Genomic DNA, 13,807 nt, shown 5'->3' with positions numbered 1-13,807 from the left:
TCTAAGGTATGACGACCGGAATCAGCTTGAGATAGCGCAATTTTTCGTACAACAGTTAAAAAATGTTAACCCTGTAATAGACGTATCAACAAAGAACCGTTATACATCGCGTCCTTAACGAGCGCAGCCCCCGCCATGGTTCCCTGGTTGGTAAACTGCGTACTTTCGACCACAATATGCTGACTATACGCCGGGAGCGCCTGCTGACGAATGCTGTCAGCAATGGTGGGAAACAGTATATCCGCCGCTTTGCTGAGCGGAGAACCAATCAATATCTTTTGCGGGTTGAACAAATTCACCATGATGGCAAGGATGCGTCCGACGTGGGTCCCGACGCCGCTAATGATATCTTTTGCCAATAAATCACCCTGCATCGCCGCCAGGCACAGTGCGTCTACCGTTAACGGTTGTCCATGCAGTGAAGAGCTCATTGACTGCTTCAGCCGCACCTGCGCCAGTTCCAGCACGCTGTCGACGCTGGCGATGGTTTCCAGACAGCCATGATTACCGCAATAGCAGCGTTTACCGTAAGGATCCACCTGCGTATGACCAATTTCCACCAGGCTACTGCTCCCGGCATGCAGTAAATGACCGTCGGTTATCACCCCTGCGCCGACGTTATGGTCAATAACGACCTGGATGACATCGCGTGCGCCACGTGATGCGCCAAAAAGCGCCTCCGCCATGGTCCAGGCGCTGATATCATGCTGAATATAGACCGGCACGCCGGTATGGTTTTCGAGCGCTTCGCCCAACGGCATCTCTTTGACATCATCGTAAAACGGCATGCGATGTACGATGCCGTTTTCGGTATCGATTATGCCAGGTAGCGTGATGGCGATGGAGGTCAAGCGTTCCAGCTTTTGCTGGTGGCGGATGAAAAACTGATCGACCTGGGTAATGATACGCGCCAGCAGAGGTGTTTCACTGACCAGCGCCATTTCCAGGCAATCCTCAACCACCAGCTTGCTGCTTAGATCGCGCAGCGCCAGAAAAATCTCGCCGCGACTGATGCGAATGGATAAATAATGCCAGGCTTCGGTTTCGACAACCAGCCCCACGGCCGGACGCCCACGACTCCCTGCTTCCTTGATTTCCAGCTCTTGTACCAGGTGGGCTTCAAGCATTTCGCGGACAATTTTGGTAATACTGGCAGGCGCCAATTGTGCCAGGCGAGAGAGATCAATACGCGATACCGGTCCCAGCTGATCAATCAGGCGATAGACCGCGCCCGCATTGGTCTGCTTAATTTGATCGATATGCCCAGGCTGACTATCAGCAACCACCACTTACTCCCTTTATTTTCGCGCTCCGAAATAATCTGCGGGCTATGGTGAAGCACTTCAATGGCTTCCGTCAACTTTTTACTTAGCCTTGTGATTTACTGCACATTTTCACCCATATTTAAACTAAATTAATCGCCTGGACCGCCGCCAGCAGTTGTTCACGAAAACGTTGCGCGGCATGACTTTGCTCATGATGCTTAGGCCAGACTAACCACATTTCAGAGACGGCATCTTCCTCTGCTATCGGGATCCAGCACATTTCATACAGTTGCACCCGTTTAAAGGAAGCGGGCAGGATCGAAACGCCCAACCCCGCGGCCACTAACCCAATGATGGTCATCGCCTCACCTACCTCCTGAGTAATCGTCGGTTTGAGGTCATAGCGACGCATCAGGCCCAAAATGTCGTCATACAACCCCGTTCCCACATGCGGGTCAAAAAAGACAAATGGCTCATTAGCCAGCTCAGTCAGCGTCACTACGGGCTTTTGCGCCAACGGATGCGCTCGTGGGATCATCGCCATCAGCGGTTCATGCAGAATAACCTCTCGCGCCAGCGTTTCCGGGAGTTGCGTGTTGCGCATAAGCCCCAGATCCAGAGTGCCTTCGTTAAGCGGGGCAATTTGCTCGCGCGTATTCATTTCGCGGGTTTGCATATGCACCACAGGATAGCGCTGGCGAAACAGGGAGAGCGTATCTGACACCGCTTTGATAAACGGCGCTGATGACGTAAAGCCGATACGCAATTCCCCTGCTTCTCCGAGATGCAAACGCTCTGCCCGGGCGGCGGCTTCATTAACCAGGCTAAGGATCTGTCGGCTGTCCGCCAGAAACTGTTTTCCGGCGGCAGTGAGGGCCACGCTACGGTTAGTTCGCGCCAATAACCGGGCGCCAATCTGTTGTTCCAGGATTTGGATCTGCTGGCTTAACGGTGGTTGCGAAATATTCAGCCGCGCTGCCGCCCGACCAAAATGCAACTCTTCCGCAACCGCCACGAAGTAGCGTAAATGACGAAGTTCGATATTCATATTTTTAAAATATTATTTGAGATTATTAATATATTAGACAGAATATTGGGATTTTCATACTCTTAAGGCTGGTCCTGTAGTAGCAAAATATTAAGCAAGGATTCCAAGTGAGTCGTACAACAACGGTCGATACCGCGCCGGCAAGCGATATTGACGAGAGCGTTACCCTGCCGGATGGTTTTATCAAACGCGGTACATCCCCTTTTATGCGCGTTACGCTGGCGCTGTTTTCTGCCGGGCTGGCGACATTTGCCCTGCTCTATTGCGTGCAGCCCATACTGCCGGTGCTCTCGCACGAGTTTGGGGTTTCCCCTGCCAGCAGCAGTATTTCGCTTTCCATCTCTACGGCAATGCTGGCCATCGGTTTACTGTTTACTGGCCCACTTTCCGATGCGATAGGTCGTAAGCCGGTAATGGTTACGGCACTGCTACTCGCCTCCTGCTGTACACTGCTTTCAACAATGATGACCAGCTGGCACGGGATTTTAATCATGCGCGCGCTGATCGGTCTGTCGCTGAGCGGCGTGGCGGCGGTGGGGATGACCTATCTGAGTGAGGAAATTCATCCCAGCTTTGTGGCTTTCTCAATGGGCTTGTATATCAGTGGCAACTCAATTGGCGGTATGAGTGGTCGCTTGATCAGCGGCGTATTCACCGACTTTTTCAACTGGCGTATCGCGCTGGCGGCGATCGGCTGTTTTGCCCTCGCCTCCGCGCTGATGTTCTGGAAAATTTTGCCAGAGTCCCGTCATTTCAGGCCCACGTCGCTGCGACCTAAATCATTGTTCATCAATTTCCGTTTGCACTGGCGCGACAGGGGGTTACCGCTACTGTTTGCGGAAGGTTTTTTGCTGATGGGGTCGTTTGTCACACTGTTTAATTACATCGGCTATCGCCTGATGCTCTCTCCGTGGGAACTCAGTCAGGCAGTTGTCGGCCTGTTATCCGTGGCATATCTGACCGGGACCTGGAGTTCGCCGAAAGCAGGCTCCATGACCACCCGCTATGGTCGCGGCCCGGTGATGATCGTTTCAACCGGCGTGATGCTTTTTGGGCTATTGATGACCCTGTTTACCTCACTATGGCTGATCTTCGCCGGTATGCTGCTCTTTTCTGCCGGGTTCTTTGCCGCGCACTCCGTGGCAAGCAGTTGGATTGGGCCACGGGCGAAACGCGCTAAAGGCCAGGCCTCTTCCCTGTATCTGTTCAGCTATTACCTGGGCTCCAGTATTGCCGGTACGCTGGGCGGTGTGTTCTGGCATAGCTACGGCTGGAACGGCGTGGGCGGATTTATCGCCCTGATGCTGGTGCTGGCGTTGCTGGTAGGTGCGCGTTTGCACCATCGTCTGCACGTTTAATCAAGGATGCCCGGCTTCGGGCATCATCACTTATGAAGACGCTGCCATTTGCAGGACAATAACCGTCCCGTTCATCACGATATGCAGCGTCATCGGCATCAGCAGTCCATTGCTTTTCAGTCTGGCAAGGATTAAAACCTGCGACACAAGAAACAGCATCAGCAGCGTGCGCAGATCCACATACTGGGTATGCATCACGGCAAAAATGATCGATACCACGACTGACGACAGCCAGGTTTTATTATTGAACCAATACTGGAATGCGTTGAATAAACAGCCCCTGAAAACAATTTCTTCATAAACTGGCGCAAAAAATATCAGGGTCAGAGTGGATAACCACAGCGCGTAGTTGTTTAAAGATATCTGGCTGGTTACCCACACTTCGGTTTGTCTGAGACCTATCAACCACGGCAAGATAAGCTGAATAAAAAGCAGGGCCGCAAATAAAATGCCAAACCAGCGGGCATTGAAGATCCCTTTGCCCAGCCCCTCTCTTTTTCTGAAGAAGAAATAATACAGCGGAACCAATACGATAAATTCCAGCATAAACAACAGCGGGAAGAGTAATCCTTTGGCGAGCAGCTCCTGGCTCGCGGGAAAAAACAACGGGGTAAACGTGAGGCCAAACATCAGCAAAAACATAGAAAAACAGCCAGCAACGGCTTTGGTCCGGGCGATATACTGGTTGTCGACATCCTGTGACATACAATCTCCTTGCACTTGTCGAGTATAAGATGATGAATTATCGATATATGATAAAAATTCTCATTATCACTGACAACCTACCAACATTTACCCTATGTATGGAGAATCCGTCAGCGGCAACCAAAAGCGGAAGCAAGCGCCTGCCGTTGAATTAACCAGATTGATATCGCCGCCATGCAGTTCAAGCATTCTTCGCACAATCAGCAATCCCAGACCGCCGCGCTGCTCACGGGGAGTTAACGCGGTTGGGCGCTGAAATAACACTTCGCGTACCCCCATTTCCACGCCTGGGCCGCTGTCCTGCACTTCTGCTACCAGTCGGTCTTCATCACGCCAGATTTTTAGCCATACATCCCCCCCGTCAGGCGTATGGCGGATAGCATTATCCAGCAAATTCGTCACCACCCTTTCCATCATCGATAAATCGGCATTTACCAGCGGTAACGGCCCCATCACATCAAGGTGTAACTGCAAATGGCGTGTGGCAACAGGGAGATCAAACTTCTGCGCCACATCCTGGATCAACTCGCCAATAGCAAAACGTTCGCGCTGAGGTTTTATGCCGCCGTGCTCCAGCCTCGCCAGCTCAAACAGTTGTTGTGACAGATGGCGAACCTTATGCCCCTGGCGCAACGCGATACTAAGATAATGCCTGTTTTCCTCTGGCGTTATCGTGTCGGCTTTCAGCGACAACATTTCCAGATAGCCCAGCAGCGAGGTGAGCGGCGTGCGTAAATCGTGAGATATATTGGCAATAAACTCTCTGCGCTGGCGATCGCTGTCAGCTAACAGATCCCACTGCTGCGCAATTTGCTGTGCCAGCTCTATAAACGCATTGTTCAACAACGCAATTTCATTCCCCGGTGACGGATCGGGCTTTTTCTGCGCCAACTGCTTAATGACGCTAATACTGTCCTGCTCCATTTTGACCACCTGCGCGGTCAACCTTTTTACCGGATGCGTCACCCATCGCCACACCAGCAAGCCCGCAATTCCGCCGGCTAATAAAACCAGAATTAACGTTCCTGCCACCGTGTTCCAGAGCGTTTTCTGCCAGGCGGTATTTGCCAGCATATGCAGATTTTCGCCCTGGAGAATAATGTACAGATAACCATGCAGTTGGCCGTTAAGCATCACTGGCGCCGCACTAAAGACCTTCTGCTGATTGCTGCGCGGATCATCGCCATACACTGGCAAAGCATCCGAATTTAGAAAATCCTGAATCGGCTGCACGGTAATTTTCTGGCGCTGAATATGCCCGGGCGGTGCGGCATCGGCGAGTATGTCACCTGCTGGTGAAACCAGATACAGTTCGACGCTTGGATTGAGCGTCATCAGGTGATTAAACAGTCCTTTTAACGTCTGTCGATTGATCTGCCCGCGGGTATCAATCAGTGACTCACTTTTGACAATCTTGCTCGCCAGTTCCAGCGACAGCCTTTGCACCATGGCGTCGCCATATTTTTGACTATTACGTAGCTGGACAACGCTGACGGCTACCGCGCAAATCAACATAATCGCGGTAAATACCAGGGTCAGCCGCTGGCTTAAAGACAGTCGATAAATCATGACTGATGCTCCGCGTTATTCGCCGCAAGCTTATAACCTCGTCCCCAAACGGTGAGAATAATTTCCGGCTCAGCAGCATCTTTTTCAATCTTGGTCCGCAGACGATTAATATGACTGTTCACCGTATGCTCATACCCTTCGTGCTGGTAGCCCCACACATGATCTAACAGCGCCTGACGCGAAAAAACCTCGCCGGGATGACGAGAGAAAAAATAGAGCAGATCGAACTCACGGGGCGTCAAATCGATTGATTTGCCATGCTGGCGGACTTCTCGGGCTAAGGGATCAATCTCCACGCCATGGACGCTAATGATCCCCGCCTCCAAACGTAGATTCTGACTCATCGCCTCCTGACGGCGAAACAGCGCCTTCACGCGGGCCATCAGTTCCAGTACGGAGAAAGGTTTGGCTAAATAATCATCGGCTCCCATCTCCAGCCCCAGAACGCGGTGAGTTTCACTGGTGCGGGCGCTAATAATGATGACGGGTAAATAGAAACTCATTTGACGAATGCGACGACATATTTCCAGACCATCGACACCCGGCAGCATCAAATCGAGGATAACCGCATCCCAGACATGTTTTTCCAGTTGTTCAAGCGCGCGCGTTCCATCCGCCTCATGGATAATTTCATATCCCTCATCCTTCAGGCTAAGCTGCAAAAGTGAGGCAATATCGCTGTCATCTTCCACCAAAAATATCTTTTTTGCGCCGGCCATCAGTGTCATCCCCTCTCGTTGAACTGAAAGCTTACCTCAGGCAAGGGGCGGAAGTTATCACAAAATTTTTAACTTTTCGTGAGGATCCTGGGATACGCCTGGATCCAGGATGTCGTTACAGAAAGTCAGGCATCAACAGGGAAACGTCGCTTTGTTTTCCTTAACATGAAAATAAAAAGGAACAGTTATGCAGAAAAAACGTCCACTTCGGGAAGCTGATGTTACCGCCGAATCAGTTTTTTTTATGCAAAGACGACAGGTCCTCAAAGCGCTTGGAATAGGCGCTGCAGCCGCTTCTCTCTCCTCCCCGACGCAGGCGAATCTACTGAATTGGTTTAAGGGCAACGATCGCGCGCCTGCACCGGCGGGGAAACCGCTCGAGTTCATAAAACCGGATGCCTGGCAAAGCACACTCCACCTGACGCCGGAAGACAAGGTGACGGGCTATAACAATTTCTATGAATTTGGTCTGGATAAGGCCGATCCTGCCGCCAATGCCGGTAGCCTGAAAACCGATCCCTGGACATTAACCATCAGCGGTGAGGTGAACAAACCCTTAACGTTGGATCATGATGCGCTGACCACACGTTTTCCGTTAGAAGAACGTATTTACCGGATGCGTTGCGTTGAAGCGTGGTCGATGGTTGTGCCGTGGATTGGCTTTCCCTTACATAAATTATTGGCGCAGGTTGAACCCACCAGCGACGCCAAATACGTTGCCTTTGAAACACGCTACGCCCCCGATGAAATGCCCGGTCAGAAAGATCGCTTCATTGGTGGTGGGTTGAAATACCCCTATGTTGAAGGTTTGCGTTTGGATGAGGCCATGCACCCTCTTACCCTTCTGACCGTGGGCGTGTATGGCAAAGCATTGCCGCCGCAAAACGGGGCGCCGATACGCCTGACGGTCCCCTGGAAATATGGCTTCAAGGGTATTAAATCGATCGTCAGTATCAAGCTGACACGTGAGCGCCCGCCGACGACCTGGAATATGTCAGCGCCGAACGAATACGGTTTTTACGCCAATGTTAATCCACATGTCGATCATCCCCGGTGGTCTCAGGCGACGGAACGTTTTATCGGTTCCGGTGGGATTCTCGATGTACAACGCCAGCCGACGTTGCTTTTTAACGGTTACGCCAATGAGGTGGCTTCTTTATATCGGGGTATGGATCTACGGGAGAACTTTTAAGTGAGATTAACGGCAAAGCAGATAACCGGCCTGAAAGTGCTACTGCATCTCGCCGGTTTTTTACCCCTGCTATGGCTCTTCTGGGCAGTGCAACAGGGTGCGCTGGGCGCCGATCCCGGGAAAGACATTCAGCATTTTACCGGCATTACTGCGCTAAAATTCTTGCTTGCCACCCTGCTGGTATCGCCGCTCGCACGCTATGCAAAGCAGCCTTTGCTGTTTCGTACCCGACGCTTGTTAGGATTATGGTGCTTTGCCTGGGCCACACTGCATCTGACCAGCTATGCGCTTTTAGAGCTGGGTATACAAAATTTGGGATTGTTGGGGCGAGAGCTGGTTTCACGGCCATGGCTCACGCTGGGCATGACGGGTTGGGTTATCTTACTCCTGCTGACGCTGACCTCCACGCAGGCCGCACAGCGTAAAATGGGCAAACGCTGGCAAACGTTGCACAACTACGTCTACCTGACTGCCATTTTACTCCCGGTTCATTACCTATGGTCGGTCAAAGTGTTGTCACCGTCCCCTATTATCTACGCCTTCTGTTTTATTGTGCTGCTGGTATTTCGCTATAAAAAGTGGTTACGCAAAAGCGGATACAAAGGTGTGTTTATGAAAAGTGAATGATTCACGGTAAACTTCTTAACCACACCTAAACAGAACGAGAACAAAAAATGAGTAACAATGATAATTACCATCAACTCACCCGCACGTTCCAGCGGCTCTCTCGCTTCTCTCACCTCTCGGCCATCGCCAGTTGGGACATGTTTACCATGATGCCGCCGGGCGGCAGCAAAGCCCGCGGCGAAGCGTTGGCAGAACTGAGCGTACTTGAGCATCAGTTGTTAACCGACGCGAAAGTAGCCAAGTGGATCGCCGCCGCAAAACAGGAAGACCTTAACGATGTTGAGCAAGCGAATTTGCGCGAAATGTCGCGACTGCATCACCAGGCATCCCTGCTGCCTGAATCACTGGTAGAAGCAAAGTCGCTGGCGGGCAGCCGCTGTGAGCATGCCTGGCGCAGCCAGCGACCCGCGAATGACTGGGAGGGTTTTTCCGAGAACCTGAAAGAGGTCGTGAAATACAGCCGCGAAGAAGCCCGACTGCGCGCAGACGCTAAAGGTTGCTCACCTTATGACGCGCTACTGGACATCTTTGAACCAGAGATGACCAGCGCCCAACTGGATGTCCTGTTTGCAGATGTGAAAAGCTGGCTGCCCGATCTCCTTAGCAAGGCGGTGGCAAAACAGTCTCAACAAACGCTTATCGCCCCAATTGGCCCCTTCCCGACTGCTGTACAGCGAGAGCTGGGTCTGGAAACGATGGCGCAGTTAGGATTCGACTTTACCGCTGGACGACTGGATATCAGCGCGCATCCCTTCTGTGGCGGCGTGCCGGAAGATGTTCGCATTACGACCCGCTATGACGAAAATGAACTCCTCAGCGCGTTGTTTGGCGTGATTCATGAAACGGGTCACGCCCGCTATGAGCAAAATCTGCCGCGCAACTGGTCAGGACAACCTATCGCTCTGGCACGCTCAACAGCCATTCATGAGTCGCAAAGTCTGTTCTTTGAGATGCAATTGGGACGCAGCAAAGCATTCCTGACGCGACTCATTCCGGCTGTGACGCGTCATTTTGGCAACCAGGCAGCGTTTGAAGAGAGCAATTTCATTGCCTGGAACCAGCAGGTAAAACCCGGTTTTATCCGCGTTGACGCCGACGAGGTGAGCTACCCTGCTCACGTGATCCTGCGTTATGAAATCGAGCGAGCGTTAATTAACGGTGACATTGAAGTGGATGACATTCCGGCCTTGTGGAATGAGAAGATGCAGGCCTGGCTTGGACTGTCAACGGTGGGGGATTATCGTAATGGCTGTATGCAGGATATTCACTGGACCGACGGCGGCTTTGGCTACTTCCCGTCTTACACTTTAGGCGCTATGTATGCGGCGCAATTGTTCAGCGCAGCTCACCGCGCATTGCCCGATCTGAACCAGTCCATTGCGCAGGGAGAGTTTAGCGCCCTCTTTGACTGGCTACGCCAAAATATCTGGCAGCATGGCAGTCGTTTTACCACTGAACAACTCATTACCCAGGCCACCGGAGAGCCGCTCAGCAGCCGCTATTTCCGCGCTCACCTGGAAGCCCGTTATTTGTAATCTCATGCCGTGAGTCATTGTACATATCGTTACACGCCGATACCAATGACTCACGGAAGCCCAGTGATTACAGCGATATAGTTATTTCAACGGCCCCGCAGTGGGGTTGAATGAAAAACCAAATCGAGGGTATGAGAATGAAAAAAGTATTAGCTCTGGTTGTTGCCGCTGCTATGGGTCTTTCTTCTGCTGCATTTGCTGCTGAAACAACTGCTACCACTGCGCCAACTGCTGCAACAACAAAAGCGGCCCCGGCGAAAACCACCCATCATAAAAAACAGCACAAAGCTGCACCGCAGAAAGCACAGGCTGCCAAAAAACACGCCAAAAAAACCACCACTAAACCGGCGGTAGAACAGAAAGCGCCAGAACAGAAAGCTCAGGCCGCTAAAAAACACACCAAAAAAGCAGCTACCAAGCCTGCCGCAGAACAGAAAGCACCAGAGCAAAAAGCTCAGGCCGCTAAAAAACACACCAAAAAACCTGTGAAACACGACTCCGCTAAACCAGCCGCTCAGCCAGCCGCATAACACACCTGTAGTTACTATGGCGTCCCCCACGCCGTAGCATACGGCGCTAAATCATTCAGATTTGGCGCCGCCTTTCGGAGGGTAAAATGGTGTCACATTACCGCTTTGAGTTCATTCTTACGGCCCTGATTATTTGTGCCCTCATCGCCATGCATTTTTATCTTTCCTGAGTGTAGTTATCTGATTTTACTCCCACTTTCCCGCCGTCCCGTCTATAGTATTAACTGAGGGTTTGCTGTTAAAAATCATAATTCCCCACCAGAGTGTGATATGCATAAAACCATTGCTGTGTTACTGGGTTCAATTTGTTTAACTCCTGTCGTTGCGCATGCGGAACAGCCAGCAACGTCCAGCGCTGAAGCAGAAAATATAAAAACGCTGTTTTTTGGACATGACGATCGCATTAAGGTGACTGACCCAACGCAATCACCATGGGACGCTATCGGACAACTGGAAACCGCCAGCGGTAACCTGTGTACCGCTACGCTCATTTCACCCCATCTGGCTCTGACTGCCGGACACTGCTTACTTACGCCGCCAAAAGGTAAACCTGATAAAGCCGTGGCGTTACGCTTCGTGTCGAAAAAGGGTATCTGGCGTTATGAGATCCACGGAATTGAAGGCCGGGTTGATCCTTCGCTCGGCAAACGTTTAAAAGCCGATGGTGATGGCTGGATTGTGCCCCCCTCCGCCGCCCCATGGGATTTTGGTTTGGTGGTGTTGCGTTATCCACCTTCCGGTATCACACCGCTGCCATTATTTGAAGGTGATAAAGCGGCATTAACCGCGGCGCTGAAAACCGCGGATCGTAAAGTCACGCAGTCGGGCTATCCGGAAGATCATCTTGACGATTTGTACACGCATCAGGATTGCGTGGTGACAGGCTGGGCGCAAAATACCGTTTTGTCACATCAGTGCGATACGCTCCCGGGCGACAGTGGGTCGCCATTGATGCTGAAGACGGATTCCGGCTGGCAATTGATTGGCGTACAAAGCTCCGCTCCGGCGGCGAAAGATCGCTGGCGGGCAGATAACCGCGCGATTTCCGTGACCGGGTTTCGCGACAAACTGGAAGCGCTGGCCAAGGGATAACGCATACTGCCCGTATTAACGGGCAGCACTTTTATCAGGCCAGTTTTATCATGATCATTCCGGCCAACAGCAATGCCACGCCGATCCAGCCTTTATTGTTCAGACGCTGACCAAACAGCACCCAGCCTGCGGCTAACGTCGCGGCAATCCCGAATCCGCCCCATAAGGCATAGGCGACGGAGAGATCGATGCCTTTTACCGCCTGCGACAGCGCACTAAAAGCCGCTAAAACTGCAGCCAGCGACAGCACGCCATAAGCCTTGCGGCGAAAACCATCAGAAAACTTCAAAAAGACGTTAGCCACGATTTCCAGAACGATAGCCATGCCAAGCCAGGCGCCATGAACCCATTCAAACTGCTGCATGGGTCACCTCTCTGCCCGCTTTGGCAGGCTTTCGTGTACCGGATTTAATCAGCACAATACCTACCACCAGCGAGACCAGACCAGCCACCTTCATCGTGGACAAGGTTTCGTCAAATAACAGCACGCTGAACAGCGTAATAAATAAAATACCGATACCTTCCCATAAGGCATAAGCTACGCCGAGGGCAATTTTTTTAACGGCAAAACTGAGAAAAATATACGATAAGGCGATCATTACCAGCATTAAAATAAAGCCTGAATTACCATGGCCCACGCTCGCCCATTTCATTGACAGCGTACCGGTAATTTCAGCCGCGATGGCCAGACCTAATAATATCCAGTAAAACATGATGCTTCTCCTGCTTGAGAATATAGTCCTTTGGGCCTACTGCATGCAGTAAACCAAAAAATAAAATCAGTTAGCTCAGCGCACAGCGCCAGCTCAGGCAGAAGAAGGGACTAAAGCGCGTTGCGCCAGTGTTGCTCACCCGCAAGCAGGAAAGTGGAAGAGGTACGAAGAAGTGTAGGTAAAAGCAAAAACATCCTGAACATATTGTCCATAATATTACAATTATCCGCAGTGTTGCTTCTCATCATCGCGGATGATAATTGTCCTCGGTAGTTAAACACAGATGATTTGTATCATAGGTTCATTACGAACTCAAAGCCTTTTCACTTCTTTACCAGCCCCGTTTGATTTTTGTTATAACGGCTCGACGCAAATCACATTATTATTCAGATTCAAAAAGTAAAAGCACAGGAATACACATGGCGAAACCGATCATCACGCTTAACGGGCTAAAAATAGTCATTATGCTGGGCATGCTGGTTATCATACTGAGCGGCATCCGCTTTGCCGCAGATATCATCGTGCCCTTTATTCTGGCATTATTTATTGCCGTTGTGCTGAACCCTGTGGTGCAACGCATGGTGAAACTTCGCATACCGCGCGTATTCGCAGTGTCATTGCTGATCGTAATTATTGTGATGCTAATGGTGCTGTTATTAGCCTACTTAGGTACATCCTTAAATGAGCTTGCGCGGACGCTACCGCAATACCGTTCTTCACTGGTTATCCCGCTGAAAAATCTCGAGCCTTGGCTACAGCGCGCAGGGATAGGCGTTTCGGTGGATGAGCTCGTCAAATACATCGACCCGAACGCGGCAATGACGCTGGTCACTAATTTACTGGCGCAGCTGTCAAATGCCATGTCATCGATATTTTTACTGCTGCTGACGGTGGTTTTTATGCTGCTGGAAGTCCCGCAACTGCCCAACAAACTGAAACAAATGATGAGCCGGCCTATTGAGGGAATGGCAGCGATTCAACGCGCCATCGACAGCGTATCGCACTATCTGGTACTAAAAACGGCAATCAGCATTGTGACCGGACTGGTCGCCTGGGGCATGCTCGCCGCCCTCGACGTGCGCTTTGCCTTTGTCTGGGGATTGCTGGCCTTCGCCCTCAACTATATTCCTAATATCGGTTCCGTGCTTGCAGCCATCCCCCCTATTGCTCAGGTGCTGGCATTTAGCGGTCTTTACGACGCCCTGGTGGTGCTGGCGGGTTATCTGATCATTAACCTGGTGTTCGGGAATATCCTCGAACCGCGGATTATGGGACGTGGTCTTGGGCTGTCCACGCTGGTGGTGTTTCTGTCGTTGATCTTCTGGGGCTGGTTGCTGGGTCCTGTGGGGATGCTGCTTTCTGTCCCGCTGACCATCATCGTCAAAATTGCGCTTGAGCAAACCAACGGCGGGCAAAGCATTGCCGTTCTGCTTAGCGATCTCAACAAAGCGTAA

16 protein-coding genes are annotated in these 13,807 nt (G+C 51.4%); 8 read left to right on the top strand and 8 right to left on the bottom strand.

Annotated features, from left to right (window positions below; translation table 11 throughout):
* Positions 1 to 65: 65 nt before the first annotated feature.
* Both mlc and JSN25_RS15675 read right to left on the bottom strand, forming a co-directional pair.
* Positions 66 to 1,286 carry a sugar metabolism global transcriptional regulator Mlc gene (gene mlc, locus JSN25_RS15680; protein ID WP_085049336.1) on the bottom strand — a complete coding sequence of 407 codons (1,221 nt, stop codon included), beginning with the start codon at positions 1,284 to 1,286 and terminating at the stop codon, positions 66 to 68.
* A gap of 118 nt (positions 1,287 to 1,404) precedes the next feature.
* Positions 1,405 to 2,313, bottom strand: coding sequence for a LysR family transcriptional regulator (locus tag JSN25_RS15675; RefSeq protein ID WP_038640495.1), 909 nt, complete (start codon positions 2,311 to 2,313; stop codon positions 1,405 to 1,407).
* Positions 2,314 to 2,420: 107 nt separating this feature from the next.
* On the opposite strand from JSN25_RS15675, the gene JSN25_RS15670 reads away from it, so the two are divergent.
* Complete coding sequence (locus JSN25_RS15670; RefSeq protein ID WP_038640493.1) at positions 2,421 to 3,671, top strand: MFS transporter; 1,251 nt, start codon at positions 2,421 to 2,423, stop codon at positions 3,669 to 3,671.
* Between the two features lie 30 nt (positions 3,672 to 3,701).
* Here JSN25_RS15670 and JSN25_RS15665 read toward each other — a convergent pair whose 3' ends face one another.
* The 3 genes from JSN25_RS15665 to JSN25_RS15655 form a co-directional block, all read right to left on the bottom strand.
* Positions 3,702 to 4,376 (bottom strand): CPBP family intramembrane glutamic endopeptidase, encoded by a 675-nt coding sequence (locus JSN25_RS15665; RefSeq protein WP_204525106.1) that lies wholly within the window; start codon positions 4,374 to 4,376, stop codon positions 3,702 to 3,704.
* A gap of 87 nt (positions 4,377 to 4,463) precedes the next feature.
* A complete protein-coding gene (locus JSN25_RS15660; RefSeq protein WP_087856376.1) occupies positions 4,464 to 5,945 on the bottom strand; it encodes a sensor histidine kinase in 1,482 nt (493 codons plus the stop codon).
* Positions 5,942 to 6,664, bottom strand: a complete 723-nt coding sequence (locus JSN25_RS15655) for a response regulator transcription factor (RefSeq protein WP_160956388.1) — start codon at positions 6,662 to 6,664, stop codon at positions 5,942 to 5,944. The genes JSN25_RS15660 and JSN25_RS15655 overlap by 4 nt, the downstream gene beginning before the upstream one ends.
* A gap of 187 nt (positions 6,665 to 6,851) precedes the next feature.
* Here JSN25_RS15655 and msrP point away from each other — a divergent pair, with 187 nt between their 5' ends.
* The 6 genes from msrP to JSN25_RS15630 all read left to right on the top strand — a co-directional run bounded on the left by msrP (position 6,852) and on the right by JSN25_RS15630 (position 11,640).
* Positions 6,852 to 7,856, top strand: coding sequence for a protein-methionine-sulfoxide reductase catalytic subunit MsrP (msrP, locus tag JSN25_RS15650; RefSeq protein ID WP_121529031.1), 1,005 nt, complete (start codon positions 6,852 to 6,854; stop codon positions 7,854 to 7,856).
* Entirely contained in the window at positions 7,857 to 8,483 is a 627-nt protein-coding gene (msrQ, locus tag JSN25_RS15645; RefSeq protein ID WP_085049339.1) for a protein-methionine-sulfoxide reductase heme-binding subunit MsrQ, read from the top strand.
* Positions 8,484 to 8,530: 47 nt separating this feature from the next.
* Positions 8,531 to 10,018 (top strand): carboxypeptidase M32, encoded by a 1,488-nt coding sequence (locus tag JSN25_RS15640; protein WP_087856373.1) that lies wholly within the window; start codon positions 8,531 to 8,533, stop codon positions 10,016 to 10,018.
* Positions 10,019 to 10,155: 137 nt separating this feature from the next.
* A complete protein-coding gene (gene asr / locus JSN25_RS15635) occupies positions 10,156 to 10,548 on the top strand; it encodes an acid resistance repetitive basic protein Asr (RefSeq protein WP_085049341.1) in 393 nt (130 codons plus the stop codon).
* An 86-nt stretch (positions 10,549 to 10,634) separates the two neighbouring features.
* Positions 10,635 to 10,718 carry a small membrane protein YdgU gene (ydgU, locus tag JSN25_RS22560; protein WP_455423394.1) on the top strand — a complete coding sequence of 28 codons (84 nt, stop codon included), beginning with the start codon at positions 10,635 to 10,637 and terminating at the stop codon, positions 10,716 to 10,718.
* A gap of 100 nt (positions 10,719 to 10,818) precedes the next feature.
* Positions 10,819 to 11,640, top strand: coding sequence for a trypsin-like serine peptidase (locus JSN25_RS15630; protein WP_038640479.1), 822 nt, complete (start codon positions 10,819 to 10,821; stop codon positions 11,638 to 11,640).
* A 34-nt stretch (positions 11,641 to 11,674) separates the two neighbouring features.
* Here the strand turns inward: JSN25_RS15630 and mdtI are convergent, their stop codons facing one another.
* The 3 genes from mdtI to JSN25_RS22470 form a co-directional block, all read right to left on the bottom strand.
* Positions 11,675 to 12,004 carry a multidrug/spermidine efflux SMR transporter subunit MdtI gene (mdtI, locus tag JSN25_RS15625; RefSeq protein WP_038640477.1) on the bottom strand — a complete coding sequence of 110 codons (330 nt, stop codon included), beginning with the start codon at positions 12,002 to 12,004 and terminating at the stop codon, positions 11,675 to 11,677.
* Positions 11,991 to 12,356, bottom strand: a complete 366-nt coding sequence (gene mdtJ, locus JSN25_RS15620; RefSeq protein WP_160956389.1) for a multidrug/spermidine efflux SMR transporter subunit MdtJ — start codon at positions 12,354 to 12,356, stop codon at positions 11,991 to 11,993. The genes mdtI and mdtJ overlap by 14 nt, the downstream gene beginning before the upstream one ends.
* Positions 12,357 to 12,463: 107 nt before the next feature.
* Entirely contained in the window at positions 12,464 to 12,634 is a 171-nt protein-coding gene (locus JSN25_RS22470) for a protein YdgV (RefSeq protein WP_006684635.1), read from the bottom strand.
* 138 nt (positions 12,635 to 12,772) lie between these two features.
* On the opposite strand from JSN25_RS22470, the gene JSN25_RS15615 reads away from it, so the two are divergent.
* Positions 12,773 to 13,807, top strand: coding sequence for an AI-2E family transporter (locus tag JSN25_RS15615; protein WP_087856372.1), 1,035 nt, complete (start codon positions 12,773 to 12,775; stop codon positions 13,805 to 13,807).

Origin of the sequence: Citrobacter cronae (assembly GCF_016893685.1) — a bacterium.
Classification (GTDB): Bacteria; Pseudomonadota; Gammaproteobacteria; order Enterobacterales; family Enterobacteriaceae; genus Citrobacter; species Citrobacter werkmanii.
The sequence above is the reverse complement of the archived record's forward strand: the minus strand, read 5'-3'. Positions and strand labels throughout refer to the sequence as shown.